The organism is Nostoc sp. CHAB 5836 (genome assembly GCF_020829445.1).
Lineage (GTDB): Bacteria > Cyanobacteriota > Cyanobacteriia > Cyanobacteriales > Nostocaceae > Nostoc.
The window spans coordinates 34,761-61,401 of record NZ_JAIVFV010000008.1 but is presented as its reverse complement, the minus strand read 5'-3'; the positions used below and the strand labels follow the sequence as shown (position 1 = coordinate 61,401).

Annotated in this window: 29 protein-coding genes and 1 pseudogene; 13 read left to right on the top strand and 17 right to left on the bottom strand. The window is 40.9% G+C overall.

The features are described 5' to 3' along the window. Positions 1–77: 77 nt before the first annotated feature. The gene (locus tag LC605_RS03100; protein WP_229546112.1) at positions 78–653 is read right to left on the bottom strand and encodes a Uma2 family endonuclease; all 576 of its coding nucleotides are present in this window, start codon (positions 651–653) and stop codon (positions 78–80) included. A 131-nt stretch (positions 654–784) separates the two neighbouring features. On the opposite strand from LC605_RS03100, the gene LC605_RS03095 reads away from it, so the two are divergent. Beyond that, positions 785–967: a hypothetical protein gene (locus LC605_RS03095; RefSeq protein WP_229546111.1), complete on the top strand. Its 183-nt coding sequence runs from the start codon at positions 785–787 to the stop codon at positions 965–967. Between the two features lie 12 nt (positions 968–979). Here the strand turns inward: LC605_RS03095 and LC605_RS03090 are convergent, their stop codons facing one another. The 4 genes from LC605_RS03090 to LC605_RS03075 form a co-directional block, all read right to left on the bottom strand. Next, positions 980–1,321: a XisI protein gene (locus LC605_RS03090; RefSeq protein WP_229546110.1), complete on the bottom strand. Its 342-nt coding sequence runs from the start codon at positions 1,319–1,321 to the stop codon at positions 980–982. Next, positions 1,309–1,725 (bottom strand): XisH family protein, encoded by a 417-nt coding sequence (locus LC605_RS03085; protein ID WP_229546109.1) that lies wholly within the window; start codon positions 1,723–1,725, stop codon positions 1,309–1,311. The genes LC605_RS03090 and LC605_RS03085 overlap by 13 nt, the downstream gene beginning before the upstream one ends. 196 nt (positions 1,726–1,921) lie before the next feature. Then, positions 1,922–2,497, bottom strand: coding sequence for a Uma2 family endonuclease (locus tag LC605_RS03080; protein WP_229546108.1), 576 nt, complete (start codon positions 2,495–2,497; stop codon positions 1,922–1,924). Further along, positions 2,448–2,681 (bottom strand): hypothetical protein, encoded by a 234-nt coding sequence (locus tag LC605_RS03075; protein ID WP_229546107.1) that lies wholly within the window; start codon positions 2,679–2,681, stop codon positions 2,448–2,450. The genes LC605_RS03080 and LC605_RS03075 overlap by 50 nt, the downstream gene beginning before the upstream one ends. Before the next feature lie 103 nt (positions 2,682–2,784). On the opposite strand from LC605_RS03075, the gene LC605_RS03070 reads away from it, so the two are divergent. Further along, positions 2,785–3,579, top strand: coding sequence for a hypothetical protein (locus tag LC605_RS03070; protein WP_229546106.1), 795 nt, complete (start codon positions 2,785–2,787; stop codon positions 3,577–3,579). 3 nt (positions 3,580–3,582) lie between these two features. Here the strand turns inward: LC605_RS03070 and LC605_RS03065 are convergent, their stop codons facing one another. Further along, a complete protein-coding gene (locus tag LC605_RS03065; protein WP_229546105.1) occupies positions 3,583–4,758 on the bottom strand; it encodes a DNA cytosine methyltransferase in 1,176 nt (391 codons plus the stop codon). An 86-nt stretch (positions 4,759–4,844) separates the two neighbouring features. On the opposite strand from LC605_RS03065, the gene LC605_RS03060 reads away from it, so the two are divergent. Further along, positions 4,845–5,066, top strand: coding sequence for a hypothetical protein (locus LC605_RS03060; protein ID WP_229546104.1), 222 nt, complete (start codon positions 4,845–4,847; stop codon positions 5,064–5,066). Then, positions 5,054–5,296 (top strand): hypothetical protein, encoded by a 243-nt coding sequence (locus tag LC605_RS03055; RefSeq protein WP_229546103.1) that lies wholly within the window; start codon positions 5,054–5,056, stop codon positions 5,294–5,296. The genes LC605_RS03060 and LC605_RS03055 overlap by 13 nt, the downstream gene beginning before the upstream one ends. 185 nt (positions 5,297–5,481) lie before the next feature. Here LC605_RS03055 and LC605_RS03050 read toward each other — a convergent pair whose 3' ends face one another. The 3 genes from LC605_RS03050 to LC605_RS03040 all read right to left on the bottom strand — a co-directional run bounded on the left by LC605_RS03050 (position 5,482) and on the right by LC605_RS03040 (position 11,482). Next, on the bottom strand, positions 5,482–6,351 hold the full coding sequence (locus LC605_RS03050; protein ID WP_229546102.1) for a hypothetical protein: 870 nt from the start codon (positions 6,349–6,351) through the stop codon (positions 5,482–5,484). Further along, on the bottom strand, positions 6,342–7,424 hold the full coding sequence (locus LC605_RS03045) for an AAA family ATPase (protein ID WP_229546101.1): 1,083 nt from the start codon (positions 7,422–7,424) through the stop codon (positions 6,342–6,344). The genes LC605_RS03050 and LC605_RS03045 overlap by 10 nt, the downstream gene beginning before the upstream one ends. 71 nt (positions 7,425–7,495) lie before the next feature. Continuing rightward, complete coding sequence (locus LC605_RS03040) at positions 7,496–11,482, bottom strand: magnesium chelatase subunit H (RefSeq protein ID WP_229546100.1); 3,987 nt, start codon at positions 11,480–11,482, stop codon at positions 7,496–7,498. A gap of 862 nt (positions 11,483–12,344) precedes the next feature. On the opposite strand from LC605_RS03040, the gene LC605_RS03035 reads away from it, so the two are divergent. The 3 genes from LC605_RS03035 to LC605_RS03025 all read left to right on the top strand — a co-directional run bounded on the left by LC605_RS03035 (position 12,345) and on the right by LC605_RS03025 (position 13,994). After that, positions 12,345–12,737 carry a hypothetical protein gene (locus tag LC605_RS03035; RefSeq protein WP_229546099.1) on the top strand — a complete coding sequence of 131 codons (393 nt, stop codon included), beginning with the start codon at positions 12,345–12,347 and terminating at the stop codon, positions 12,735–12,737. Positions 12,738–13,079: 342 nt separating this feature from the next. After that, a complete protein-coding gene (locus LC605_RS03030) occupies positions 13,080–13,658 on the top strand; it encodes a hypothetical protein (protein WP_229546098.1) in 579 nt (192 codons plus the stop codon). Between the two features lie 120 nt (positions 13,659–13,778). Continuing rightward, on the top strand, positions 13,779–13,994 hold the full coding sequence (locus LC605_RS03025; RefSeq protein ID WP_229546097.1) for a type II toxin-antitoxin system RelE/ParE family toxin: 216 nt from the start codon (positions 13,779–13,781) through the stop codon (positions 13,992–13,994). 162 nt (positions 13,995–14,156) lie between these two features. Here LC605_RS03025 and LC605_RS03020 read toward each other — a convergent pair whose 3' ends face one another. The 3 genes from LC605_RS03020 to murG all read right to left on the bottom strand — a co-directional run bounded on the left by LC605_RS03020 (position 14,157) and on the right by murG (position 16,971). Further along, a complete protein-coding gene (locus LC605_RS03020) occupies positions 14,157–14,369 on the bottom strand; it encodes a hypothetical protein (protein ID WP_229546096.1) in 213 nt (70 codons plus the stop codon). Then, complete coding sequence (locus LC605_RS03015) at positions 14,369–15,712, bottom strand: hypothetical protein (protein ID WP_229546095.1); 1,344 nt, start codon at positions 15,710–15,712, stop codon at positions 14,369–14,371. Before LC605_RS03015 ends, LC605_RS03020 begins: the two co-directional genes overlap by 1 nt. A 185-nt stretch (positions 15,713–15,897) precedes the next feature. Then, positions 15,898–16,971, bottom strand: a complete 1,074-nt coding sequence (gene murG / locus LC605_RS03010; protein WP_229546094.1) for an undecaprenyldiphospho-muramoylpentapeptide beta-N-acetylglucosaminyltransferase — start codon at positions 16,969–16,971, stop codon at positions 15,898–15,900. An 84-nt stretch (positions 16,972–17,055) separates the two neighbouring features. On the opposite strand from murG, the gene LC605_RS03005 reads away from it, so the two are divergent. From LC605_RS03005 to LC605_RS02995, 3 genes are all read left to right on the top strand, one after another. Continuing rightward, entirely contained in the window at positions 17,056–17,895 is an 840-nt protein-coding gene (locus LC605_RS03005) for a nuclear transport factor 2 family protein (RefSeq protein WP_229546093.1), read from the top strand. Between the two features lie 246 nt (positions 17,896–18,141). Continuing rightward, positions 18,142–18,915: an SDR family oxidoreductase gene (locus tag LC605_RS03000; RefSeq protein ID WP_229546092.1), complete on the top strand. Its 774-nt coding sequence runs from the start codon at positions 18,142–18,144 to the stop codon at positions 18,913–18,915. 844 nt (positions 18,916–19,759) lie between these two features. Beyond that, positions 19,760–20,221: an N-glycosidase gene (locus tag LC605_RS02995; protein WP_229546091.1), complete on the top strand. Its 462-nt coding sequence runs from the start codon at positions 19,760–19,762 to the stop codon at positions 20,219–20,221. A gap of 63 nt (positions 20,222–20,284) precedes the next feature. Here LC605_RS02995 and LC605_RS34130 read toward each other — a convergent pair whose 3' ends face one another. Together LC605_RS34130 and LC605_RS32750 are read right to left on the bottom strand one after the other, a co-directional pair. After that, the gene (locus LC605_RS34130) at positions 20,285–20,374 is read right to left on the bottom strand and encodes a transposase (protein ID WP_267868387.1); all 90 of its coding nucleotides are present in this window, start codon (positions 20,372–20,374) and stop codon (positions 20,285–20,287) included. Beyond that, a pseudogene (locus LC605_RS32750) lies at positions 20,361–20,447 on the bottom strand (hypothetical protein); the annotation flags it as partial. The gene LC605_RS34130 and the pseudogene LC605_RS32750, both read right to left, overlap by 14 nt. A 508-nt stretch (positions 20,448–20,955) precedes the next feature. Between LC605_RS32750 and LC605_RS02985 the strand changes: the two are divergent. Then, complete coding sequence (locus LC605_RS02985; protein WP_229546090.1) at positions 20,956–21,726, top strand: hypothetical protein; 771 nt, start codon at positions 20,956–20,958, stop codon at positions 21,724–21,726. Between the two features lie 343 nt (positions 21,727–22,069). Here LC605_RS02985 and LC605_RS02980 read toward each other — a convergent pair whose 3' ends face one another. Next, positions 22,070–22,924 carry a phosphate/phosphite/phosphonate ABC transporter substrate-binding protein gene (locus tag LC605_RS02980; RefSeq protein ID WP_229546089.1) on the bottom strand — a complete coding sequence of 285 codons (855 nt, stop codon included), beginning with the start codon at positions 22,922–22,924 and terminating at the stop codon, positions 22,070–22,072. 411 nt (positions 22,925–23,335) lie between these two features. Further along, a complete protein-coding gene (locus LC605_RS02975) occupies positions 23,336–23,572 on the bottom strand; it encodes a DUF4278 domain-containing protein (protein WP_229546088.1) in 237 nt (78 codons plus the stop codon). Positions 23,573–24,050: 478 nt separating this feature from the next. Here LC605_RS02975 and LC605_RS02970 point away from each other — a divergent pair, with 478 nt between their 5' ends. Continuing rightward, on the top strand, positions 24,051–24,305 hold the full coding sequence (locus LC605_RS02970; protein WP_181928189.1) for a hypothetical protein: 255 nt from the start codon (positions 24,051–24,053) through the stop codon (positions 24,303–24,305). A gap of 7 nt (positions 24,306–24,312) precedes the next feature. Then, positions 24,313–25,572 (top strand): murein transglycosylase A, encoded by a 1,260-nt coding sequence (locus tag LC605_RS02965; RefSeq protein WP_229546128.1) that lies wholly within the window; start codon positions 24,313–24,315, stop codon positions 25,570–25,572. Positions 25,573–25,697: 125 nt separating this feature from the next. On the opposite strand, the gene LC605_RS02960 is transcribed toward LC605_RS02965, so the two are convergent. Next, positions 25,698–26,567: a DUF5895 domain-containing protein gene (locus LC605_RS02960; protein ID WP_229546087.1), complete on the bottom strand. Its 870-nt coding sequence runs from the start codon at positions 26,565–26,567 to the stop codon at positions 25,698–25,700. Between the last annotated feature and the right edge of the window lie 74 nt (positions 26,568–26,641).

The window sequence follows — 26,641 nt, the reverse complement described above, 5'->3', positions numbered from 1 at the left end:
GGTGTAATAATATAGAATTATAATCTTCAAGCTGCTACTGCTTCTAAATTTGTCATGATTATTGTTTTATTTTTCAGTTACCAAATCGCCTCAAGATTTAAAATAAACCCTTGTAAAACGTCTTCTCCTGACAAAGTAACAGGCCATTCCAATACCTCAACCTCTTGTCCTTGCCGATAAGTTTCCACTTGCCGCGATTTCCGATTAATTAACCAACCCAAACGCACACCATTATCTATGTATTCCCTCATCTTTTCTTGAGCAACTTTCAAGCTATCACTTGGCGAAAGTAACTCAATTACAAAATCAGGAGAAATGGGGGGAAATTTTTGTTTTTCTTCTTCAGTTAAAGCATCCCATCGTTCTAACTTTATCCAAGAAGCATCAGGTGAACGATCTGCACCATTAGGTAATTTAAAACAAGTAGAAGAATCAAAAGCGATGCCAGTACCATCGGTATCTGACCAATTAAATAATTGTTGATTTAGTCTCCCATTACGATTTCCAGTTTCTCCCCCTGTAGGTGGCATAATAATTAATTCTCCCGTAGCAGTGCGTTCAAACCTCAAGTCACGGTTTGCCTGACATATCTGAAAAAACTGCTCATCTGTCAGTTCCAATACTGATTGAAGGTCGACGGTTAAAGCATTCATAGTGATATTGCAGATTGAAAGATTAAGTCAGGAAAGATGCCTAGCCTACAGACTATTTTATCCCCTTTATCCATTTTTCTTGCTTGTAGTGATACCTAACACACACAATACCACTATAGGCGATACCTACGGTGAGCTACGCTAACGTACCTCTCCACATTCCCAAAAGCGATCGCCACTTCGATGATCGCATTGTAGGCGATCGCTTGTTGTGGAAGAGTGAGTGCGTTAGCGATCGCGAAGCGTCTCTTAGAGAAGCTCACCGTAGGTATCGCCTTGCAGAAAACCTCAAAAAAATGCGATCGCCTGAGTAGAACAATAATTTACTAAGCTGTTGCAAATTCTGTAAATTTTCTCACATCTGGAGGCTGAAAAGCTAATACAATATCGCTGGTACTTACACCTAACTTCATTAATTCAGTCGCTATTCCTTCTTCTGTCCAGTCTTCTTCTATGAAAATTTTCTCATTTTTAATCCGAATATGAACATGAGTATATTTAAGTCTTTTACTACCTTGCCAATCTACAGTTAACCAGAGATAATGATCGTGATTCTCATCAAACACTAAACAATTTTCCGCAATTTTATCAGGTGATTGACGAGATAAATTATCATATTGAGTTAGCACCTGTTTAATTAACTCTCGATATTTTATTAATTTATCCATAAAGTAATCTCCTCCCTTTCATTGTTAAAAACAATAAATTCAATTTGCTGAAGTTTAACCACTGCTTGAATAGATTTTCTTTGAAAGAAAGTATCAAATACTGTATCTCTGATTGCTAGATAAATTTTATAGTTTTTACTGGCTAGTTGTAAAATATCGCGGTAAAGAATATATTGACCGAGAGCATTTTCAAAATCTCTCATGGGAGAAGGACTGATAAAACTCTTGATTTCTACAACTATTTTCCGTCCTTCTTGTTCTGCTAATAAGGCTTTTTCTACAAATAAATCAGCATAAAGTTCTGCATCTTCATGCTGCAAAAAATAAGGGTCAGCTATAATTGTCCAGCCATCTTTAATTAAGGCATTTTTAACAGCATCATGGTAAATGTCTTTTGCTGGCATTTCCTTCGTGGTAATATTGGCTAGATATTAAGTTTAGTTATTATAATTATACTCACTGGCCAAGAACTTCAATATCTCATCCCCTTAAAATTACACTCCCAAAGAGCGATGTCTACGACGGGCTACACTTACGCCTTACAGAAAACCTCAAAACAAAGCGATCGCCTGTTGTCCAAGAGTGAGTGCGTTAATCAATTCACCAGATATCTTCAAAATTAAGCACAAATTCAGGTAGTATATCTTCTCCTGATAAACTAGAAGGAGATTGCAGTACTTCAACATCTCTACCGAAGCGATAAATTTCTACTTGCCGAGTTTCTAAATCAATTAGCCAACCTAATCTAGCACCGTTCTCTCGGTACTCTTGCATATTATTTTGTAGCCTTTTTAAACAATCAGTATGAGAACGCAACTTTACTACAAAATCAGGACATACAGGTGGAAATTTCTCTTTTTGCTCCTGTGTGAGAGAATCCCATCTGTCACGTTTTAACCAAGATGCGTCAGGCGAACGAACTGCCCCATTTGGTAAAATAAACCCAACCGAAGAACCAAAAGCTATACCTAGTGACTCATCACGATTCCACACTCCAAGTTGAGCAGTTAAGTTAGTATTGCGGTTGCTAGTTAAACCTCCGACTAAAGGCATTAGTAACAATGTGCCATCAGCATTACGCTCAAATCTGATTAATTCATTTATCTGACATAACTGGAAGAATTGCTCATCTGTTATTTGAAGAACAGGAGCAAAGTTGATAGTTAACGCATCCATAGAAAAATTTCAACTTGAATATTCCCATAAAATTTAATATACAAGCGATCGCCACTTCGATGATTGCATTGTAAGCGATCGCCTTGTAGAAAACCTCAAAAATAAAGTGTAGACGCTTCTTCGGCTTGTCGTTAGACATCGCCTGTTGTGGAAGAGTGAGCGATCGCCTTGCATAAAACCTCAAAAATAAAGCGATCCGCCCAGAAAACCTTAAAAATGTAGATGTTGCAGTTTAGTGGATAATTTGGGGAACACTAAGAAAGCCCAATGAGTTCAATATAGCTTTTATGCTTACTGAGTTAACGGTTGAGACTCTATTACCTCTTTCTATCCAAGAACGTAAAATACTAATTTTGAATCATACTTTATTAATTGATGTGACTCATATTGCGGATAAAGATTTGCATACAGCGTACAAGTACGGAAAAGTTATCTCTTCAATAGCACCTGCTTATTTTCAATATCAAATTGCACAAGATCACCAAAATTTATCAGTTCTAGAATTAGAGAGACAATCTGAGTTAATTAGCAGTAAAACTGATAAATTTGCAGATAATTTTATTCACTGGTTAAAAGCTGATTTTGAAAATAAAAGTGCAATACTTGAGCATCATCCTAACCCGCGAAATCTTTTTGAACTTTGTGGAGCAAAATTGCTAGTTACTAGCAACTCAGTGACAAGAAGCCTTAGCACAAAAATGGGAGTACTCTGGGAGGAAATAGCTAATATTAGCCCTTATGTAATTATACCTGAATTTGAATTTGGAATTAAAATTACTGGTATTGATATCATCTTATTTTCAGAAGAACAAGTTAAATTTGCACAATTAAAAACTCTAAAAGGTACATTAACTGGTTCTCAAGTGCCTAGAGCAAAACAGGAATTAAGTATTCATCAAAATCCTTTATTTATAGCAGCTTTTAATTTAGGTGATTGGACATTTAATCATTCTAAAATTCCTCGGATTGCAGGTAAAGTATTTTGGGACAAAATTCACATGGATTATAACCTTATTGAGAACCATGTCAGAAATATGTTACAGAAAATTGATAAAGCTTTTACTGAGTTAGCTGCAAAATAAATTCTATAAAGCAAACAGGGAAAGTTGTTCAGCCACTTCTTTACCTTTTTGTTTATTTCCTTGAATCAAATTGAAAAGATAGTTACCAATTTCTTTTGCAAGTATTACTGGTACTGCATTCCCAATTTGTTTATATTTAGAACTTATCGAACCATAAAAAATCCAATCATCAGGGAAAGTTTGAATCTTTGCAGACTCGCGGACGCTCAATGAACGTAATTCTACAGGATGACACATATCTGTAGCTTTTTGCTGCGGACTTGTTGTTATTGTTGGCGAAGGTTTATCCCAAGATAATCTTCTGTAAAAACCGACTTTTCCACCTCCAGAATTATAAGCGCCTCCCATAGCCTCTTTTTTTAATTCTTCTGGTAAATGTCTCCAGTTTTGTCCGGCTTGCAATAATCTTAAAAATTTTAGACGACTTTCTGAATAAGTCATAAACTCTGGTTCGGGATCAATCAAACCATTTATTGCATCTCGTAAAGTCAGCCATTTAGGTAATTTTTTACCATCTTTGCAATATTTAGGTAAAGGAAATGTAGCAGCTTCACCATCTCTAGAACCAATAAATACTACACGTTCTCTATTTTGTGGAACGCCATAATCTGCTGCTTCTAAAAGGTTATAAACGACGTTATAGCCCAGTTCCTCCATTTCTGCTAATACCACCCTTAATGCAGCACCCGCTATTTCATCAGATTCTAAAGGGGGGTAATCTTTTCCCCGTTGGTTAATTGGCCTGTGACGAAGAGGAGCAGAAAGCAAACCTCTCACATTTTCCATCAAGAAAAAACGGGGTTGAATTTCTTTAACAATACGGATGAAGTCCATAAACAAACTACCGCGAGGATCCATAACTGAACCTCTTTTTCCTGCGGTACTAAATGGTTGGCAAGGTGGACCACCTGTTACTAAGTCTACTTCACCTTTGGCTAAGGCTCTACCTAAATTTAAAACTCTTCCACCTTCTTCCAATAATTCTTGGTAACTGACTTTTTCTATTTCTCTAGAAACAGCACTTTCTTGAAGGAATGGTCTATTAAGAGCAATTGTTTTTGCAGCATCACGGTCTTTTTCTACTACACTTACTGTCTGAAATCCTGCTTGTTCCATACCCAAATCTAAACCAAATGCACCTGTAAATAAGGAAATAGAAATAGCTTTACCGTCTATCATGGTGATTGTTTCCAAGCAATTATTATGATAAATTATAGTATAATTATACTAATTTGATGTAAGATTAATGTGGAAGTATAGATTTTATGTCTAATTATCAAGAAGTACTATTGCAAGCTCAAAGCCTAACTTATGAAGAGCAAATACGCTTAATTGAAGACTTGTCAAGTTTAGTTAGTCAACAGGTGATGATGACACCTAAACCAAAGCGTAGCATTCTAGAATTACGTGGGTTAGGTAAAGAAATCTGGAATGGCGTTGATGCTCAAGAATACGTTAACCAGGAACGTGATTCATGGAATGGCTAGTTCCGCTACAGGGGCAAATTGTCGGTTTGGATACTGCTCCACTTATTTACTTTATTGAAGAAAATCCTAATTATTTGGATGTTACAGATGCTTTTTTTGAAGCAATGTTTCGTGGTGAGTTTAGCGTTGTAACATCTCGTGGAGGTGCATCATTTTTCTTGACAAATGATGCGCGATTGCCGTCTTTACCAGCGTTAACAGTATTAGTGTTGGATACACTCATAGTTTGAGTCTTTTTTGTATATTGCGATCGCTGATTGTATGATGGCATTGTAGGCGATGTCTACGACGGGCTATTCGGCGTCGCTTTGCAGAAAACCTCAAAACAAAGCGATCGCTGATTGTATGATGGCATTGTAGGCGATCGCTTTATAAACATTCAATTATCAATTTTGCGGAGCGGCAAATGCTAAAGCTATTTAAGATTGATAGGTTGATAGTTTTGTATCAATTCTCGTAATCTTACCCATTCAGGTAAATATTGCCAGACATCACTAAGTTTTTTCATTCCTGTTAGAATTCGTTCTTGGAAATCAGCAGGAGTACCTAACTTTAAATTAACTAAGTCCTCTTCCATAGCACAGAGTAAATCTTTACCAGAGAAAAAAGTTAAATAACTCTGATTGTCAAAACGAAACCCTCCTGGTTGACAATGAGTAAGCATTTCTGTAAACTTATTAATTATATCTTGTTCTTCAGGTACTTGTGTAGTTTGATAGTAGTTGCGAATTCTTTGAATTTCTAAACGACAAGATGCCTCATCTATTATTTGTCCAAAGGGAAAAGGAAAATCCCATTTTTTCTCACCCCAATAATTAGGTAAAGGGGACAACCTTACACGAGATAAAGATAATGATATTCTCGCTGCTGTATATGTATAAATTTTTAAAGCAGAGTTCTCTAAAATGCTTTGATAATTGTCTAATGATGGTGCTTTTGTACCTAATGCTGGAATAACTATTTTAGGGTCAATCAAGTAATTTTCGATTTCTTTCCTTTCCCAATACCAACCGATATGAATGGAGTTTTGATTGTCTGTAACTTGCCATTCTTGAGGTGTAAGCTGAGGAAGAGATTGATTTTTTTCAAAATCATCGAAATATCTATCTCTTAAACCTGCAATAATTGTCTCAGGTCTTAATTCTCTGCTCATTAAAACTTTTTCTTTAAAACCATATTTACTGCCAATGGCTTTAATTTGACATAATCCATCCAATACTTTAGTTAGAACACGAGAGTCTTTTTTTCCTTCTGCACCTTCACAGTATAATAAATCTACAGACATAATTTTCCCCCTTTTAGCCGATAAATTTCATCATTACCAATAATTTCGGTTACGGCTTCTGAATGAGTAGTGAAAATAAATTGAGAAGTGGGACTTAACTTAGGTAACTGATTAACAAAAAATTGAGCTAACGGGGGATGCAAATTTAAGTCAAGCTCATCAATTAAAACAATTGAATAAGCAATTTGTTGACGGACAAACTCATATAGAATGGGAAAAACAGAATACTCACCTCCAGACATTTCTACAATATCATAAGTTCTGTTCTCGTCATTAAGTACGAAAAAAGGCTCATCTCCTTGATTAGTTGATGGTTCCAATCCAGCAAAAGAACGACCTTTAAAAATACGTTTGTAATAATTTTCTAGTTTAAGGTAATAATCATTTTCAGAATTATAATTAGGGGTTTTTCTTTTTTCTGTCCAGTCGAGTAAATAAGGACGTAAACTTGCTATACTTTCAATAGAAGCTATATCATCTTTTTTACCGTCTTCTGTATTACCAGTATCGCTAGTTTTTAGACGATATTGATCAAACCAAAATACTCCGGGTAATTTTGCAAACTTTGAACGAATAGCAGGGTTTTTCTTGAAAGTTTTCTGTACATAATTACGTCCCAGAAATTGTAACCGATCTTCTTCTCGATTTCCTACTTGCCAATCTTCACCATCTAAGACAAGTTTTAAGATTTTGTTATCTCCAGGCTCAACAAATTTTCTTCTTTCTTGGAAATATTCAGGTAAGGAATTGTACCAAATTTCAGCAACTTCTTTAGTTGCTGAAATTTCTTCATCTACAAAAGAGATTTCTAATTCAATATGAGGTATTCCCCATCGCCAATATCGACTAGCTAAAAATCCAATCCAGTTAAAATCAGATACTTTTTGAATTTTTTTAGTAGCTAATGATAAAGGTAAAGCTATGGCTTGTAAAATTGTGGTTTTACCTGAACCGTTATCACCTAAAATTAAAAACTGATCGCTGACTTCTTGTAGAGTTTTGTGTTTAAAAGAAATAGGGGGTAAATTGTCGAATCGTTTAAAATTTTGAATAGATATAGATTCAATTTTCATAATTTTAGTAGGCTAATTAAATGTAGGGTAATAATGAGTTAAGAGGCTGAACTCAGCCTCTTAAATTAATCCTACTCTATCCCTTCAATCCGGTCTTCAACTTCTTGGTACAACTCGCGTAGACGATTTAAATTATCTTCGCTAGTCTCCCAATAACCGCGTCCATTCACTTCCAACAAAGTTGATACAATCTTGCGGAAAGAATGGGGATTAAGGTTCAACAACCGCTTCTGCATTTCTTCATCTTTGATGAAGGTTTCGTTAGTATCCTCGTAAATCCAGTTATCCACAGCGCCGGCTGTCGCACTCCAACCTGTTGTATTCACCAACCGCTTGGAGAGTTCGCGCACACCTTCGTAACCGTGAGACAGCATCCCCTCGTACCATTTGGGATTTAACAACTTGGTACGCGCATCCAAACGCACGGTTTCTGATAATGTCCGTACTTGGGCGTTAGCTGTAGTTGTGTCTGCAATATAAGACGCTGGTTTCTTACCATCACCCCGCAGACTTGCAACTAACTTAGTGGGATCTGAATCGAAGTAATGAGAAACATCCGTTAAGCTAATCTCGGAAGAATCCAAATTTTGGAAAGTTGCATCAGCAGTTTTCAATGTACTTTCAAAAATCTGCCGGGATTCGTCCATGATTCCGGGGTTATCGGAATTGAAGGAGAAGGATTTCCGGTTGAGATACATTTCCTGTAACTCGGCTTCGCTATCCCAAGTGCTGTTTTCTACCGCCAAGTTGATATTTGACGAGTAGGAACCAGAAGCGTTTGAGAAAACGCGCGTCGCTGCTTGACGCAGATTAATCCCCATTTCTTGGGCTTGTTGCAAAGCGTGTTTGCGAACAAAGTTCATTTCTAAGGGTTCATCCGCCTCAGCTGCCATTTTCACGCCTTGGTCTAGCAAGTTCATTTGGTTGATAAACAAGTCGCGGAATACACCAGAACAGTTGATTACCACATCAATTCTGGGGCGTCCCAACTCTTCTAGAGATATCAATTCCAACTTGTTCACCCGTCCCAAGGCATCGGGAACTGGGCGCACACCGACCATCCACATAATTTGGGCTAGGGATTCACCGTAAGTTTTGATGTTATCGGTTCCCCAAAGGACACAGGCGATGGTTTCTGGCCATTTTCCGTCGTTTTCTGCCTTGTTACGTGCCAAAAGCCTATCTACGACGATTTTGGCTGATTGTACTGCTGCTGTTGTGGGGATGGATTGGGGATCGAGTGCATGGATATTCTTACCTGTGGGCAATACATCCGGGTTGCGGATGGGATCACCACCGGGGCCAGGTAGGATGTACTCGCCTTCCAAGCCTCTGAGTAATGCTCCGAGTTCGTTGTCGGCACAAACTTGTTGCAAGCAAAATTCTAAATACTCAAATAGGGGTTTGAGGGCTGCGCCATCGACTTTGGGATAACCTGCTTTATGCAAGGCTTCTACCCAAGGTTCTTTTTTGCCCATGTTGAAGAAATTCAACCGGGAAACTAGAGAAACTCTTCCTTCCGCGTCGATTTGCTCTTGCACAAGGGCGGTAACTGCTGCACGGGTTGCCAAGGTGATATCTTGCAATAACTGGACATCTTCTAAAATGCCTCTGTCATTATTTTGGTAAATATCATCAATGTTACGCCCAATGCTGTTAGCGATAATTCCCGGTAAGCCTTGAAGTCCTTCTTCTTGACGATCTAAACTAGCAATATTCACCAGAGTTGCGATCGCTTCTTCTGCACTTGGCGGTTTCCCAATGACGTGTAACCCACAAGGCAACAACCGTGACTCAATTTCCATCAACTTGCGGTAAACGTTGCCAACAATATTATCCCGCTCATCGGTACTCATGTCTCTGGCATCGGTTTCTGGCAGATTGATATCCTTATCCAGATTCACGATCCGGCATTTATCCATGATGCTGTTGACAATGGAAACACCCCGCCCACTATCTTTCAAGGTTTGGTAAGAAGCAATTAACTCGCTGAGTTCCTTCAAACCTTTGTACAACCCAGCATTTTCTGCAGGCGGTGTCAAGTAGGAAATTGTTTCGGCATAACTCCGGCGTTTGGCAATTGTCGCCTCACTCGGATTATTGGCGGCGTAGTAATACAAATTGGGAATTGAGCCAATTAAGTTATCTGGATAACAATCACCAGACATCCCCATCTGTTTACCTGGCATGAATTCCAAGGAACCGTGTGTACCAAAGTGCAGTACAGCATCAGCTTGCCAAACTTTCTCTAGGTAAGTGTAGTAGGCAGCAAAACCGTGGTGAGGACTAGCGGAACGGGAGAATAACAGCCGCATCGGGTCGCCTTCGTAACCAAAGGTGGGTTGGACACCGATGAAGACGTTACCAAATTGCTTACCATAAATCAGCAGATTTTGCCCATCGCTGTTGAGATGTCCGGGAGGTGGGCCCCAATTTTCTTCTAGGCGTTGAGAGTAAGGGGTTAGCGCCTCATATTCAGGAACCGACATTTTGTAAGCAATGTTCAGTTCGGGGCTATTGTACTGCGCTTGAGCGTCGTGGATGACTTCTTGCATCAACGCTTCGGCTGATTCTGGCAACTCTGGTAAGTCGTAGCCGTTATTTTTGAGGGCTTTCATCACCTCATAGATGGAACCGAATACATCCAAGTAAGCGGCGGTTCCCACGTTGCCTTTATCTGGCGGGAAACTGAAAACGGTGATGGCGACTTTTTTATCTAGCTTCGGCTTGCGGCGCAGATTTGCCCATTTTAAGGCACGTTCGGCGACAGCTTCCACCCGATCGCGCAGGGCGATCGCTTTCCCTGTAGTTCCATCTCTACCCGATAATACAATTGGCTCAATTGCTCCATCCAATTCGGGAATCGCAATTTGCAAAGCTACTTGAATTGGATGTAAACCCAAATCGCTATCCATCCACTCTTCTGTGGTTTGGAATACTAAGGGTAACGCCACCATGTAAGGACGGTTTAAGCGTTTGAGTGACTCAATTGCTTTGGGATGGTCTTGTCTAGCTGGGCCACCAACTAAAGCAAAACCAGTCAGCGATATCACTGCATCTACTAACTGTGTGTTGGTATTTGGTTCGTAGAAGTAGGCTTCCACAGGCTTGGAGAAATCCAAACCGCCAGCAAACACAGGTAATACCCGTGCGCCTAGTGCTTCCAACTCCTGAACCATTGCTACATAATGGGCATCATCCCCTGTGACTAGGTGGGTGCGTTGCAATACTAACCCGACACAAGGAGCTAGGGGATCTTTAAGATCACTAGAAATATCCTTACGACCTGTATACCAATTGAGGTATTCTCGGACATCTTCAAACATATTGGCAGCCAAAGGATGCCAAATCCCTAAATCGGGATAAACCACCGGCTGTTGATATGTAGAAGGTGCAAAATTTTGTTTCTCTAAACCTTTAAATACATATTTATCAGCTAGCATCAGCAAGAAGTTTTCCAGATTTTCTGGAGAACCACCTAGCCAATACTGAAAACTGAGCATGAAATTTCGGGCATCCTGCGCCTTATCCATCGGTAAAAACTTCAGCACTTGCGGTAGGGTTCGCAAAAGCTTCAGCATCCCATCTTGGAATCCCGCGCCGGATTTTTCTTTGCGTTTCCGCATGAATTGGGCGATCGCACTTTTTGACTGACCCAATTGTGCCAGGGAAAAGCTGCCCATTTTACTCAGGCGCATCACCTCTGGCATCGAGGGAAAGACAACGGAAACGTCCAGGCGATCGCGGTGTGGTTCTACTGCTGCTACTACTTTCTGTGCTAAGTCTTCGATAAAAATGAGGGAAGCGATGAAGATATTCGCACTCTCAATTTCTCGTTTAAACTCCTCGTAATTCTCTGGGTCGCGGAGTTCCTCAATCAAGTACCCACTGATTTCAATCGCCAAGTTGGGATTGTTCGCGTTAATCGTGCGAACCGCTTGCGACAATGCACTCTGGTACTGGGACTCAAGCACGACATAGACCACCTTGATTAAATTACGTCCGCGTAAGTTATCAGGCGCAATGTGTCTAATGGTGGACTTGACGTGGGTGAACATGCTTCTTCGGCTCCTTTGATGCGTGTTCTCTACTGAAAGTTTTTAGCGGCATCATCAGCCACTCTTAACTTCTGATCTTTAGGCAATATGTGTTTTTTATCAGAAAACGCTTACCCAGTGCGCATTTTATCGCGTATCTGACACAAATCGATATAAAAAACGAAATATTTCTTTGTAATTGTTGACTGTATCTAAAAGTATTCGCTCACCTTAATGTAAATATTTTGTTACATTTTTTATTACGTTTATAGTTAAATAACTATTTAGCGATTTTAATCCAGTTACAAAACAAAACTTGCCTATGCATACTAAATATTTTTTAGTATGCATAAGACATCTGGTGAAATTAAATATGCGTTACCCAGAACCCTTGTCAATACGCTTGGGTTAAGCCCAAAAAATAAAAATGTGTAGGTTGGGTTTCGTTCCTCAACCCAACCTACAATTATCCACAAAGCCAAGCGTATTGCAACCATTGTAGCGTTGGAGAGTAAGATTTAAAGCTTCTCTCCTACGCTTAAATTGCTCATGATGCCCATTTGTCAAGTCCGATTTCTACCAATTTAAATGAGCTTACCCGGCAAATTTCACTAATAAAAGTATCTAAAGATTTGACACAACCATCTAAAGATTTTTCATTGTAAAAATAAATTAACTTTTATATATTTGTTTGTAGAACTAGCGTTAATTACAGGTTTGTTTTGGTTAGCAAATTTTAGGAAAACACTCTGTAATTCAATTCAACGATCTCAATATTAGCAATTAAAACAACAAGAAAAAAGTTACGAAGGAAGCTTAACTGTTCTTTCCTGACATTTCTTGATTACGCAAAATTTCTGTCCTAATAGGAGGATTAACTCTAATGGCACTTGATGCAAATTCTTTTTCTGGTAAAGGTTCTGATAGTCTTCAGCCTGGTAAGGTCAGCGATCCGTTTGCACCTGGAGGCGCGTTTGGCATCCCAACGGCTGACACATTCGACTTTGCTAAGTATGGAATTCCAAAAGAAGGCAGTTTCGACTTTGCTAAGTATGGAATTCCAAAAGAAGGCAGCTTCGACTTTGCTAAGTATGGAATTCCAAAAGAAGGCAGTTTCGACTTTGCTAAGTATGGAATTCCAACTAATGACACCTTTAGTTTGGGTAGCTATGGAATTCCAAAAGAAGGCAGTTTCGACTTTGCTAAGTATGGAATTCCAGGTAATGCCAGTATACCAGATTTTGGTGCTGGTAACGGCGGTGCCCCAATTCCCTAGTGACAATTGCATAACTTTAAGGGTGAATTGAAGTTAGATATCCCAAAATTCTGGGTTTGTCTATCTTCTAATAGGCGATGTATAACTAAAAATCCCTTAGCAATTGGTGGTGGATAGTTTACTTCGCCTTCATTCATCCGAGTTGCGGTTAATATTTCATTAGGAATGACGACGCTACATAATCATAATCATCTTTATCACTACTATTCTAAGCAGCTGCAAACTCTTGGTTGCTTATTTGCTGTGCAGTGAAATGCCACCAGTGTTAATACGGTTACAAAATTGGTAATAATTATGGTCTAGTAGTAGAGTATCGTGTACTAGATTAGGAAAAATTGATTTATGGATTTTGAAGATATTACCAATGAAGCCGTCGAAAAAGGTGTAGAAACTGCTGTAGAAACAACTTTAGGCATTAAAGATTTCAAGACGGTACGAAAGGTTGCAGAGACTGGTGCGGCCGCAGGGGCTGCTGTCAGTGCTGCTACAGGGTTATCGGTTGCAGCAACTTCCGGAGCAGGAATCACTTCCGGTCTAGCTGCGGCTGGTGGTGTGGTTGGTGGCGGGATGGCGGCTGCTCCTGCTGTATTGGCAGCAGGCCCAGCTTATGCTGGAGCAAAAATAATGAATGAAACTTTGTTCAAAGACCAACCGGATTTGTCTGAGGAAGAACGTGAAGCTCGTGCAGCTGCAAGAACAGCTACAAATATTGGGGCTGCTGCTGGTGTAGCTGGTGCTGGTGCTGTAACAGTAGCTGCTGGTGCTTCTGGTGCTGCAATTATGAGTACCCTTGCAGGTATCGGTGGTGTTGTTGGGGGAGGTGCGATCGCTGGTACTGCGATCGTTGCTGCTGCACCTGTTGCTGCTGCGGCAGCTATTGGATACGGGATATACAAACTTTTTGGCGGCGGCAAGAAATAACATCAACCCAGTTGAAAAAGTTGAATAAAATTCAGTAAATATACCCTTGCTATGAATTCAATGAATATATAGCAAAAAATAAAATTGAAGTGCCTGTTTATTTTAAGCGCAAATAGCCCCTTGGCTGTAAAACTTAATTTAAACAGGCATTTCTATGTTTATGTCAATGCTGACAAAGCCGTAGCGAAGAAAATTGCCCGATGTTTGCAGCAGTTAGAGCAAACTCCCCAGTCGCATCCTAACATCAAAGCTCTTAAGGGAGATTATGCAGGGTACTATCGCTACCGAATCGGAGATTATAGGGTCATTTATAGAAAATATGCCGAAAACCCTTGAGGAACAGCAACGTAGTTGCGTCCAAAGTACTTCAGGCTGCGTGATGTTCGCGCTTGCGTCTCCCTTTGTGAGAAGGCTAATTGAGTCCTTTAGGACTCAGCCATGTTAGAATAATTCAATCAGTACAAGATTTAAAAACCTACCCCCGGGCTGGGGGAAAGTCTACGCCCGAAAAACCCTTGAGGAGATATCACTACGCACGACGAGTGCAAACGTGGTGAGCCTGGGAACCTGTGTAAACAGGATATTTTGACCGTGAGGTCTTAAGAATCCCCTCGCCTTTAGGCAGGGGAGTGTCAATCCATAGACGATGAAGTGGTGCAAGTATTTGTTATAGCGATCGCCCATCGCAGTGAGGTGTATGATCTGTGACATTACTTCTTTACTAAAAAATATGCTGTAGCATACTCAGGCAATTGGCTGATGTTCTGCCTAAATTCTTTTTGATTCTTAAAAATACCTGCCAAAAAATCGAGTTGATAAAGATTGGGTAAAAATGCTCCGCCTGTATCAGCCATAACTCCCATTTGCAGATGTTTGCGACCACCTTTAGTATGCTCAATCACAATCACTTTACCTAAACCGATATTTAAAACATCTCCAGCAAAAGTAACTCCGGGTTTGATTGAAATTTTGGCATCTATTTTATATCCATAGCCTTTAATGGCATCAACTTCTCTAAAATACCAATAACGCTTTTGTGATGTTGCCTTCAATCCGCGAATATAAGACATTCCATTATTTCGATCGACATTAAAAAATGCCTTATAACCATTGGTAAAATTAATCAATATTGTTCCTTGCATCAACGCTTCTTCTAAGCCAGTTCTGGTCAGATAAGCGAGACTTGTAACTTTTCCAAATTCTCTACCACCTGGTTCATAAATACCCGATAAAACATCCTGCTTTGTGTATTTAGTGTAGAATTTATCGTTATTAGAGTTGTCTTTTAAACTATAAATGGCTGTATTAAAAGTAGAGGTTTTCTGGCGAGAACCTGGGTGAATAAATACAGCATATTTTGTAATGCGTAATTGTTTTTGCTGTTTATTTTTTGGGTTATAGGCAGACCATTTAATAACTCGAAAATTGGTATTAATAAACTTAGGATCTTGTAAACGAGTAGCTCGATTATTAGCAATATCCTCCTTTAAGACAACAATCATGAAATCTAAAGTTTTGAGAACATCTGGCACTGTAACCCCTTGAGTAGCAAGTATTCCTGTACGCAGAATATCTGGGTCTTCTGAGGCGTAGTCTTGAAAATATTTTCTCGTATTAACTAGAACGGTTAATAAATCTCTTTGATTGAAGTTAATCTTACTACTTGGCAGTTTGACTGGAGTAATAACCTGGCTGCCATTAATATTAAATTTATATTTTTTGAACTCATCAACAACTGGATAGGGTGCAGATGCTGCTAACAAATCCTGTGGAGATGAAAAAGGGTTTTCTTTCCCTATAATCTCATCAGATGTTTTTTGAGCGAGAAAAGGATTTTGCAACCTGGAAGTGAGTGAATCATTAGCTTGATTTGAGGTAAAGGAAATCTGTGATTCAAGTGAGGGAAAATTTTCTTGCTGAGTAAAAGACTGATTTTGTTGAGTTAGTTGTTTAGTTTTTGACTTAGTATATAATTGGCTACTGGCTAAACTGACAAGTAATAAACCAGCACAACCTACTGTGAGCCGGAATTTTTGGTTAAATAAAATATTCATAACCTAGAGAATAAATTCCTATTGTCTGTTACTATCGTTACTGCGTGACGCTGCACAAAAAATTTTGAATTTTGAATCTTTTAACCGAGTACCGTGGGTTTAAATCCCCAGGTTCAATAAATAAGCAAGTTTTGGGTCGGGGTCTAAATTTCCGTTACAAAACTTAATTACGAATTACGAATTATTTAAGTTTCTATCACCTCACGCACTAACTGCGCCAACTTTTCGGCACTATCGGGAACTGCGATCGCTTTTGCTTTTTCGCCCATGTTTGCTAACTCTTGCGGTGATTGCAACAAATTCAACACAATACTTTGCAATGCTTCAGTTGTCAACTCTGATTGCTTTAAGGTTAACGCCGCACCAGATGAAGTAAATACCTCTGCATTGTAAGATTGATGGTCTTCTGCGGCAAAGGGATAAGGAATCAAAATCGCCGGCAGACCACATACTGCCAATTCTGTCAAGCTACCTGCGCCAGAACGACTAATAGCAAGAGTTGCTCGTTGCAACAACGCTGCCATATTGTTGTAAAAAGGTAAGGCTATGTACTGTGGATGTTTGAGACTATCTGCTTCCTCGTCGCGATCGCCAGTTAAGTGTACTACATATACACCAGCATCAAACCAAACTTTTGCAGATTCGCGCACCAATTTATTAACTGCAACTGCACCCTGGCTACCACCAAAAACCACAATTAAAGGAACACCATCAGGAATCGCTAAATTTAGCGGTGCATCAATTGCCCCATCGAGAAATTGCGCTCTTACCGGAGTGCCAACACAGACATTTTTAGCACGGGGTAAATACTTAGCAGCTACTTCAAATCCCAAGGCTACCGCACTACACCAGGGGCCAAAAAAGCGAGTTACTTTACCAGGTATTGCGTTAGATTCGTGGAAAACCACGGGTAAACCGAGGGAACGGGCTGCAATCACTGCTGGGCCAGCAATGTAACCCCCTGTAGTAAACAACCCTTGAAAATTTCCCTGTTTGAGAATTCGTCTGACTTCCAGAATCGAAAGGGCGAGTTTACTCAAGATGCGAATGGAGGAAAATCCAAAGCCTTGCTGAAACCCTTCAGCTGCAATAGTATTCAAGGGATACTCTTTAGGGACAAGTTGAGTTTCTAGCCGATTGGGTACTCCCAGCCATTCTATTTGATAATCTGGAAGTTTTTGTGCCAGTGCGATCGCTGGAAACAAATGTCCACCAGTCCCACTGGCAGCTATTAATAATCGTATCGGCGCGTTTGCCATCAAACCTCTACCGTTTAGCGTCTAGCTTAACTAAGATAAAACAATTTCCTGACTTTCTCTCATCAAATCAGTAAATTATTACCAATGACTAACATTATTAACGCCTTAGTGAAACGCCAACTTAGATTTCCAGCCAATATCTGGCTAGTTTCGTTCCTGCTGACACTTACTTTAACAAGTGGTTGGCAGCCTACTCAAGCCACCACACCACAGCAATTATCCCAAGCTGGCACACCCCAAAATGCACCAGCCGAACTGAAAAACCTGATAGCACAAGTCGATGCCGCCGCCAACCGTGGTGATCTCAAAGAGGTGTTGCAATTTTACAGCCCCAATTTCACTCATGGAGATGGATTAAACCTCCAAACCCTGGAAAGGTCTTTGATTTCACTGTGGCAACGATATCCCAAATTACAATACAGTACCAGACTCCTATCTTCAAAACCTGAAGGCAATGTGATTATTGCCGAAACAGAAACGAAGATAACTGGCTTACCCTCCGGTAACGGGAATAATTTAGCTCTCAATGCCACGATTAAATCGCGTCAGCGCATTGTCGGCGGAAAAATCGTCCACCAAGACATTTTATCAGAACGCACCCTACTTACCTCTGGCAGCAAGCCGCCCCAAATTGATATTAAATTACCACAGCAGGTGCAAGTTAATCAGAAGTATAATTTTGATGCGATCGTCCAAGAGCCACTTGGTGATGATTTTCTACTAGGAACGGCACTAGAGGAATCTATCCAACCAGAGAAATTTCTCAACCCGACATCTGTAGATTTGCAATTACTAACATCTGGTGGACTGTTTAAAGTCGGGCAAGCACCATCTACCCCTGGTAGCCAATGGGTTTCTGCCGTCATCCTCCGTGGTAATGGGATGACGATGATCACTCAGCGCCTGCAAGTGGTGAAGAAGTAGTTACTCTCTTCCCCCGACAAGATTACCTATTAGACATCTCCAAAAAAGAATGTAGAGACGTAGCAGTGCTAGGTCTCTACAAGGGTTCTGGGTAACGCATATTTAATTTCACCAGATGTCTATTGATTTTTCTCTCTCTTCCTTGGTGTCCAACTCTTACGAGACGCTGCGCGTTGGCGAAGCCTCTCGCAGAGAAGGTGGGGACTTCCACGACACGTTAAATTAACACTGGACTCTTGACTAACAATGATATCCTTAGAAAATAAAATTATTTTGATTACTGGTGCAAGTAGTGGTATTGGTACTGCTTGTGCCAGAATCTTCGCTGGTGCGGGTGGAAAACTGATTTTAGCGGCACGACGGTTAGAACGTTTGCAGCAGCTAGCAGATACTCTCAGTAAAGATTTTAGTACTGAAATTCATTTATTACAGCTAGATGTGCGCGATCGCAGCGCTGTCGCAGAAGCTATTTCTACTCTACCCCCCACCTGGTCTGAAATTGACATTCTGATTAATAATGCTGGCTTAAGTCGCGGTTTAGACAAGTTGCACGAAGGCAGCTTTCAAGACTGGGAAGACATGATTGATACTAACATTAAGGGTTTACTTCACCTATGCCGCTATGTCGTTCCGGGAATGGTGAATCGCGATCGCGGTCATGTGGTAAATTTAGGTTCCATTGCTGGACATCAAACCTATCCCGGTGGCAATGTCTACTGTGCTACTAAAGCTGCTGTGAGAGCAATTTCTGAAGGTTTAAAACAAGACCTGTTGGGAACGCGGGTACGTGTAACTTCCGTTGACCCAGGTATGGTAGAAACAGAATTTAGTCAGGTGCGCTTTCACGGAGATACTGAACGCGCTAGCAAAGTCTATCAGGGAGTTACACCCCTGACAGGAGATGATGTGGCTGATGTGATATTTTTCTGCGTGACGCGATCGCCCCATGTCAATATTAATGAAGTTGTGCTAATGCCTGTTGACCAAGCCAGCGCTACCCTGGTTAATCGGCGAACTTGAGACCCTCCAACCTCTAAGTACAACATTTCATTAATTCGTAGCGATTTCTCTGCGTTCCTACCCTACGGGAAGGCGAACGCGAGTGCGTCTCCAAGAGTTGCGCCTATGGGTTTAAAATAATTCGTAATACCTCGACTCCCTTCGACTGCGCAGTTCGACTGCGTAGTCGTTGGCGTAGCCTAAGAAGAGAAGGGCAGTACAAGGAAAGTAAATTTTGTTTTGTGACGGGGATTTATATCATGTCCGGGAGTGTAACCATAATAAAATAATCTTAGAGCCTTTGCGCCTTAGCGTCTTTGCGTGAGTTTTATTATGGGTGTGTAAGCGGACATAATATTAGACCCCAATCCAAAACGTTCTGCCTGTATTGCTGGGGAATTAAATTCCTAAACTTTGTTAAATTTCAACCCTCAATTCGCCACGATTTTACCCAAAGCTGTACTAAGGTCTTACAGCTCACGTTTCGGCTTACCTGACAATTCAGGTTATGTGCAAAAGTCTACCAAAAACCTAACCCTTTAACCCCCTTCCCGATGCGGGAAGGGGGAAATTCAAAGTCTCTCTCCTCAAAGGAAGAGAGATTTAGAGCAATACGCTTGGCTTTGTGAAAAATTGTAGGTTGGGTGAAGCAAAGCGCAACCCAACAAAGCTATGAAAATGTTGGGTTTCGTTCCTCAACCCAACCTACACAACTTCAGGTTTTTGGCGCTAACTGAACTGTATTGAGATTTAGAGAGGTTTTCCAGATGACCCGAATTGCCAGTTCGGCTTACGTTTAGGGAGTTTGTTAAGGATTTACCTACTCAGCTAGAGTGAAGTTGATATATAAAAGAGCAATTTTCAAATGACCATTTACTTTTATAAGGTTTGGCAGCCTTACGGCTGTTTTTCTAACTTTTCTCCCCACGGAATCCACATCCAGGGTACTTACTGGCCAACGGTTGAGCATTATTATCAAGCACAAAAGTTTGTCGGCAGCACGGATGCAGTAATTATACCCGTCATCCATGCTGTTGCCACTCCAGAAGAAGCTGCTGCTTTGGGAAGATGTAGCACTCGCCAACTCCGTCGAGACTGGGATTTAGTCAAAACTCAAATTATGCGAGAAGCTGTACTCAAAAAGTTTCTCACTCATGCTGATATTAGAGAAGTTCTCCTGATGACAGGCGATGAGATGTTGGTTGAAAACTCCCCAACCGATTCTTTTTGGGGCTGTGGTGCTAATAAAGCTGGTCAAAACCATCTCGGTAAAACTCTGATGAGTGTGCGTGAAGAAATCCGGAATTTACTATCGTGCCTATGCTGAGAACCTCCGGCTTAAAGCCTGTGGATGAAAGCTATCTGCCTGATAAATCAGGCATTTTGCCTTTTAATTGGTTTTTTGATTCTCAATGTATTTTCTCACAACTTCTGTACTCGCCGCACCAGTAGAAGCGACAAAATAACTAGGACTCCTCAAGAGTTGGAAGTTTTTTCAGGTGCGGGAATTCGCGTCTGAGATGATGAGATGCCCTGCCTTTAATCCATCTAGCTACATCAGCAGGTGATTCATGCGTTGGGACATTTAAAAAACAGTGAACATGGTCTCCCTAATTCCTAGGTTCAAAAATTAAAAATTGAAGGTAAAGTTTAGTTGCAAAAAAAAATCCCTCCCATGCACAAGTGCTAATCTGACAATAGAAGCTACTAAAGGAAGCTTCCCTTGGCAGATATAACAGCTGCGTATGGAATGTAGTAAGAGGTAAAAGACGCTGCTTAACTTACATCTGTCTCGTCAAAACACAACAGTAACACCCAACGCGAAAGCTGCTATTTCCTCAAGTATGAAAGATTAGGGGGCGCTGTAACTGATTTTCATTACTTCTTTGCAGAAGCGATCAAAATTAGTACATCCCTGACTAGGATAAACAATGAGAGGAGATAGTTCAGTGAGTAGAGGTTTGGGTGTTGTTGTGTTTAAAGATAAGTTGAAAATAGGGACTCCTCTGGGTGTAAGATTATACGAAGTTGAATAGCGAGAAACAGTTGTAATAGCGCCTTATGTCAATAATTGCGCTCAGAGCGTGGTATCTACAAGATTATGAGCCGATTCCAGAGCTGGAAAAACGACCGCCAGACATTCGCTTAAGCAAAAAAAGTCTGCTGAAATCAGCATTGCGAGCAGACTTTTTGGAAGAAAGTGACGAAGTTAAAACATCAACTTGGTTTGGGCGTTATCTGGAAGGAGAAAATATTGAATTTTATATTGAAGGTAGTGGTGGCTATTGCGTCTCTAATATTGACTTAATTAGTCATGAAATTTATTTCACCAAGCAAGGGGTGTTGGCTCAGTTAGAACCAACGATTTTTTTATCTTATCAAACTGAGTATGGGGCAGCGACAAATATTATCAAAGAAGAACTGCGAAAAAGTTTAGATAGTTTAAACTTGCGATCGCGCCTTCCCCTAACATTAGTAGAATCCTCTCGTGCCAGTGGTGCTACTGTGCGAATTAACCGCACGATCATGCGAAAAATCCGTAAGAGTTTGTTATTCATCGCTGACACCACAGCCATTACTAGTATTGATGGTAAAGAAACCCCCCAATTAATTCCCAGTCCGAATGTCTGTATTGAAATTGGCTATGCCATCCAAAGTAAGCGATCTGAACAGATTCTATTAGCGCAAATGCAACGCCCAGACTTGGAAGGGCAATTTCCTTTTGAGTTACCCACACAGCAAATTTTGCAATTCCAAGACCTCACAGAACTGAATAAAATCCTGACAGGGACGATTGAAAACCAGCTAGCACGATTCAAATTGTTTTTTTGACCTTCAGCTCAGAAAGCTCATTTCACAGGCGTTTTACCCCACCCCTCAATCCCCTCCCCGTGAACGGGGAGGGGAAGTTTTGGCTTTAGACAAAACTGGGGTGGGGTTCAAATTGTTTGATTTATAGCGGTTCTCAATTGCATGGAATACAGACCTAACCCCTAGCCCCTTCCCTTCAAGGGAAGGGGAGTAAGATTCAAAGCCTCTCTCCTCTTAGGAGAGAGGTTTGGAGAGAGGTCAAAACTGTACTCCACCCAAGCGAGAACCGCTATATGCAAGAGGTCTAATGACCAATGACCAATGACAAATGACAAATGACCAATGACAAATGACAAATGACAAATTAAAATAAACGAACAGGCTTATTTTGTAGCTTAGAATTAATCGAGCTGACGCGATTAACTACAGAAATCATGTATTTGTAATCTGGTACTTGTCCATTGGGTACATATCCCACTTCTTGAGCTAAACCTGAAGGCGGATCACTCATGACTTTGCGGATAAACTCTTGACGGTTACGTTCGACATTAGGCCCAATCAAGACTACACCTAATGGTACATAGTGAGAGTCTTTAAATAGTATGCGGAATTCGGTTGGGGCCAACTGTGAACCGTAGAGATTTAATTCAGCCTCCGAGACAGCACAGGCGATCGCTTTTTCTTGAGCGACGAATTCCAGCGCGGCTTTCGGTGTGGGTGCAAATAGAATCTCAGCCAGTGTTGTACCATAAAGATTGTAAAGAGGAAAATAATATCCTGTTGCTGAACCTAACTGTCCTAAAGCCAGTGTTTGACCTTGTAGCTGTTTCAACTCGGTTATTGGATTGTCTTTGCGAACAACGAAGATTGAGCGCAAATTACTGATACCTATTAAAGGAAACAGAGGAATATATTGATAGCGTGCGATCGCGATCGCTGCTAAACCCGGTGGAGCAAATACCAATGACCAAGCACGAGCCTCAAGACGCTCAACCGCTTTGTTTTCATTAAAAGCAGGCTCTAGCTGAATATATGAGTTTGTCTTTTCACCCAAGTAACTATTAAATTTAGCATACTGGTTAATTATCTGTTCACCTCCACCATAGTTGATAACACCAATAGTTAACGTCTCCTCAAACTCCTTTGGTGATTGGCAAGCAGCAAATGTCAAACCTAGCAGATTAAACAGAAAAAACCGACGGGTAAATTGCAAAAACATTACTAATTATGGTTAAGGAAGTAAATTGGCTTTCCAAACTAATTGAGCTAAGTTTTAACTCAATTCCGTAGGTTAAAGTCCCTCGTTCAATAAAAAATTTTGTTTTGTGTTGGGGTTATATTCCGACTTACTTCGACTACGCAGTTCGACTGCGCTACTTCGACTACGTTCAGTACATGGTATTAGGGGGTTAGGTTTTTGGTGGACTTTTCCACATAACCTGAATTGTCAGGTAGATAAATAGTGCTAAAATTCCAAATTTTTTTTGAGGATTGTACTACAAGCTTAACAAGTCATAAACTTCAGTTTGCCTTGCAGCGATATTATTGTTGAAGCTTTAATTCCTTAAAAATCGGCAGTGGTTCAACTTTTGAAGTAGTTACTGGTTAATAGACTACCCTAACTTCTTCGTTATGCAGTTTTATTTACAAAGTAGGTGATTCCCCGAAAGCTCAATTTATAAGCTAATGGCGGTACAGGAGCGTCCGCCGATTTGGAATTTGGATCAACACGATAGTTAACGCCACGGTACATCAGATTATAAGCCGATTCAATTTGAGGAAGTGGTTGAAAGGGCTGTTGTATTTTTTTACCGCCAACTTTGTTTGGGTAGTATTCGTAGCTCAAACCACGATAGTAAAGTTTCATAATTTCTGCCTTTTGAATAACTGAACAATGCCAATGACTTATCGGAGGTTGATTGAAGAGTTATGCAAGAGCTAACGTAAACTTACTTTTAAGGAACTGGTTAAAGGATTAGCCGTCTAGAGTGAAGAGTCATTGGGTATCGGGCATTGGCCATTGAAAACAGGGGGTAGAAGTTCTTTAATGCGTGAATTTGGTAGAACTTACGCAACTGGCATATTATTTTGAGTTTGTAGTAAGGACTTTAGTCCTCTTTCATCAGGGCTGTTCGCGGAGCGTTCCCGTAGGGTAGCCCTGACTACAAACTAAAAGCTTTTATTTTTTGTGACACTTGCGTAAGTCCTATTTGGTTAGCAAATCCGCGGGCGTCATTTGGAATTGATTTGTCCCCTTTGCTTTCCACCTCCCGTATGGTTACCCTTTTCATTCCGAGGTTACGTGGTTAACAATGGGTTGAATGTTTTTTAAATGATTCAACTTTATGGCGAGAACTCCAAATGAATATGCCGTATACCTCCTACTGGAAAGCGGCCACCGGGAAGAAGTACGTTTTCCTACTATTCAAGAGTTTCAGAAATGGTATAGCGGCGAACTTGTGCCCAAGTCTGCTTCTAATGATTTTATTAGCGTCCCGATCAAAAATATTCAAGGTGAGTATATGGTAGTAAGACCTTCTCGGATCGTGGCAATCCGGGTAGAACCAGTTTTTAGTTCCAGTGTTGAAAGATTCAACTAACTAAATGATGAGAAAAACCCTTTCTTTGCTTTCCTTGAGTTTGGGAATTGCCCTTGTAAATCCTCTTTGGTCGGCTGTTGCTCAGGTTCCTATTTTACTACCTCTGCCAATACCGACTACTCCTGATCTCCCACCTCTGCCAATACCAATCATTCCTGAGTTAACGCCACCGCTAAAACCAGTCGCGATCGCAACCGATTGTACGCTCCAGCAGAGTTGCTTGGGATGGGATGACCAAATTTGGGGTGAAAGGGGTAAAATAGGCGATCGCAAAGCGCTATTGGCTTCCATTGACTACAGTCTGTTTTACCTCACAAAGAGTGAGGCGATCGCAGCATATCAAAATTATCCCATCAAGGAAATTACCCTTGATCGCGTCCGCCGGAGTTTGGTACGCTTCCGCCAACTGGTTGTCAGTTCTAAGTCACCAGCGCAACTACAAACTGCTGTCCGCCGTGAGTTTGTCTTCTACCAGTCTGTGGGTAACGATGGCAAGGGTACTGTTAAGTTCACTGCTTACTACGAACCTATTTACACCGCTAGCCGTGTCAGGACTGCAACATATAAGTATCCTCTTTATCGGCTACCAGCTGATTTTAGCCAATGGCCGAAACCTCATCCCAAACGAATTGATTTGGAAGGGAAGGATGGTTTACAAGGAAATAAAAGCCAGTTGCGCGGTTTAGAACTGCTTTGGTTTCGCAATCGCTTAGACGCATACATGGTACATATCCAAGGTTCTGCCCAAATTAAATTAACTAATGGTAAAACAACGTCAATTGGCTATGCAGGTGGAACTGATTACCCTTGGACTAGTATCGGCCGAGAACTAGCCAAAGATGGCAAACTTCCACTGGAAGGATTGACTATGCCACGTCTGATTAGTTATTTTCAGAGAAAGCCCCAGGAGTTGAGCAATTATCTGCCACGCTGGGAACGATTTATTTTCTTCCGAGAAACAAGTGGTAGACCAGCTACTGGTAGTATTCATGTGCCAGTTACAGCAGAACGTTCCATTGCTACAGATAAGTCTCTCATGCCACCGGGAGCGCTAGCGCTGATTTATAACTCATTTCCCTATCCCGCCAGTGGTGGCAAACTAGAGAGACGTACCGTCAGCCGCTTTGTGCTAGATCAGGATACAGGAAGCGCCATCAAAGGCCCAGGACGGGTGGATTATTTCATGGGGTCTGGGAAACTAGCAGGCGATCGCGCTGGCATCACAGGCGGCAATGGTTCATTATATTATTTGCTTCTCAAGGAATAGGGCAATGGGGAACGGGGCACAGGGGAAAAACTTACTGCAACTTCTGCTGATCCCCCTCATCCCCCTCATCCCCCTCATCCCCCTCATCCCCCTCATCCCCCTCATCCCCCTCATCCCCCTCCCACCTAATAGGGCGGATAAGCAAAATCATCTTCATCAGCATAAACGTAAGAGTTGGAAACTCCTGCCATTGCCAATTTAGGCGTTTCTGGTTTTACAGGTTCCTTGCCAAAATCTTTATATTCTTCAAAAGTCTTGCAAATCATTGCAGACTCAAGAGAATCGGAAGCAATTAAATATTGGGTTAAAGTCCCTACCGTGGGATGTTTGTAGTCCACAGTTGAAGCTACTAAAACTGTATTTGGTTCAATACCTCTTTCTTCACACTCAATTATCGGGCAAAAAATCCCGTGAGCGTGGAACAAGGGGCCTTTTGATGTTAAAGGTTGCTTGCGGTAAATAGCATAAGCTTTTTCTAGTTCAGCCACGAATCCGCTAACTACTTTACCTTGTTGATATTCACAGTAGGTTTTGCTGAAACTCGCTCCGGCGGCCCCATTCAGAGTTAGTTGTAATGGTGATTCATGTAAAAACTTTTTATTCTCACCCACTATAAAAATTAGATAGCGAGTAAAGGTTTTAAATTTAAGTTTATCTGCTAAAAAGGCATCATAATTATCTTTGAGCGTACCCAGTTTTAGACCACTTTCCCGGTCTTTGACAGACAATGGCCCCCGACGCACTAAAACCAAGTGTGGAGTAGTGCTAATAAAGACCGTTTCGACTCCAGAACTAAATTCATGCTCTACTTGCTGCCAATTATCATCTGGGACAAAGCCGACAGCATTGGCATTGTCTAGCTTAATGGCCAAACCGTGGGATTGCATACCATCTGTGCCATACCGAGGATTAATCATCTGACACCAGGGAATGACTTGAGAAGGCGGTGCATTGAATTTCTCGTCTTCAAAGTCGAAATTAGCAGATGCTTTCATCGTTTTAGGCTATCAAAGTGTTTTATTGAACAATTTTATCGGCGGGGTGCTGATCCTGGTGAACCAGAACCAGA

Bases quoted from the DNA above. Each gene is read 5' to 3' on its own strand.
- LC605_RS03100 (WP_229546112.1), bottom strand. From the start codon at position 653: ATGAATGCTTTAACCGTCGACCTTCAATCAGTATTGGAACTGACAGAT.
- LC605_RS03090 (WP_229546110.1), bottom strand. From the start codon at position 1,321: ATGGATAAATTAATAAAATATCGAGAGTTAATTAAACAGGTGCTAACT.
- LC605_RS03085 (WP_229546109.1), bottom strand. From the start codon at position 1,725: ATGCCAGCAAAAGACATTTACCATGATGCTGTTAAAAATGCCTTAATT.
- LC605_RS03080 (WP_229546108.1), bottom strand. From the start codon at position 2,497: ATGGATGCGTTAACTATCAACTTTGCTCCTGTTCTTCAAATAACAGAT.
- LC605_RS03070 (WP_229546106.1), top strand. From the start codon at position 2,785: ATGCTTACTGAGTTAACGGTTGAGACTCTATTACCTCTTTCTATCCAA.
- LC605_RS03065 (WP_229546105.1), bottom strand. From the start codon at position 4,758: ATGATAGACGGTAAAGCTATTTCTATTTCCTTATTTACAGGTGCATTT.
- LC605_RS03060 (WP_229546104.1), top strand. From the start codon at position 4,845: ATGTCTAATTATCAAGAAGTACTATTGCAAGCTCAAAGCCTAACTTAT.
- LC605_RS03055 (WP_229546103.1), top strand. From the start codon at position 5,054: ATGGAATGGCTAGTTCCGCTACAGGGGCAAATTGTCGGTTTGGATACT.
- LC605_RS03050 (WP_229546102.1), bottom strand. From the start codon at position 6,351: ATGTCTGTAGATTTATTATACTGTGAAGGTGCAGAAGGAAAAAAAGAC.
- LC605_RS03045 (WP_229546101.1), bottom strand. From the start codon at position 7,424: ATGAAAATTGAATCTATATCTATTCAAAATTTTAAACGATTCGACAAT.
- LC605_RS03040 (WP_229546100.1), bottom strand. From the start codon at position 11,482: ATGTTCACCCACGTCAAGTCCACCATTAGACACATTGCGCCTGATAAC.
- LC605_RS03035 (WP_229546099.1), top strand. From the start codon at position 12,345: ATGGCACTTGATGCAAATTCTTTTTCTGGTAAAGGTTCTGATAGTCTT.
- LC605_RS03030 (WP_229546098.1), top strand. From the start codon at position 13,080: ATGGATTTTGAAGATATTACCAATGAAGCCGTCGAAAAAGGTGTAGAA.
- LC605_RS03020 (WP_229546096.1), bottom strand. From the start codon at position 14,369: ATGTCACAGATCATACACCTCACTGCGATGGGCGATCGCTATAACAAA.
- LC605_RS03015 (WP_229546095.1), bottom strand. From the start codon at position 15,712: ATGAATATTTTATTTAACCAAAAATTCCGGCTCACAGTAGGTTGTGCT.
- murG (WP_229546094.1), bottom strand. From the start codon at position 16,971: ATGGCAAACGCGCCGATACGATTATTAATAGCTGCCAGTGGGACTGGT.
- LC605_RS03005 (WP_229546093.1), top strand. From the start codon at position 17,056: ATGACTAACATTATTAACGCCTTAGTGAAACGCCAACTTAGATTTCCA.
- LC605_RS03000 (WP_229546092.1), top strand. From the start codon at position 18,142: ATGATATCCTTAGAAAATAAAATTATTTTGATTACTGGTGCAAGTAGT.
- LC605_RS02995 (WP_229546091.1), top strand. From the start codon at position 19,760: ATGACCATTTACTTTTATAAGGTTTGGCAGCCTTACGGCTGTTTTTCT.
- LC605_RS02985 (WP_229546090.1), top strand. From the start codon at position 20,956: ATGTCAATAATTGCGCTCAGAGCGTGGTATCTACAAGATTATGAGCCG.
- LC605_RS02980 (WP_229546089.1), bottom strand. From the start codon at position 22,924: ATGTTTTTGCAATTTACCCGTCGGTTTTTTCTGTTTAATCTGCTAGGT.
- LC605_RS02975 (WP_229546088.1), bottom strand. From the start codon at position 23,572: ATGAAACTTTACTATCGTGGTTTGAGCTACGAATACTACCCAAACAAA.
- LC605_RS02970 (WP_181928189.1), top strand. From the start codon at position 24,051: ATGGCGAGAACTCCAAATGAATATGCCGTATACCTCCTACTGGAAAGC.
- LC605_RS02965 (WP_229546128.1), top strand. From the start codon at position 24,313: ATGAGAAAAACCCTTTCTTTGCTTTCCTTGAGTTTGGGAATTGCCCTT.
- LC605_RS02960 (WP_229546087.1), bottom strand. From the start codon at position 26,567: ATGAAAGCATCTGCTAATTTCGACTTTGAAGACGAGAAATTCAATGCA.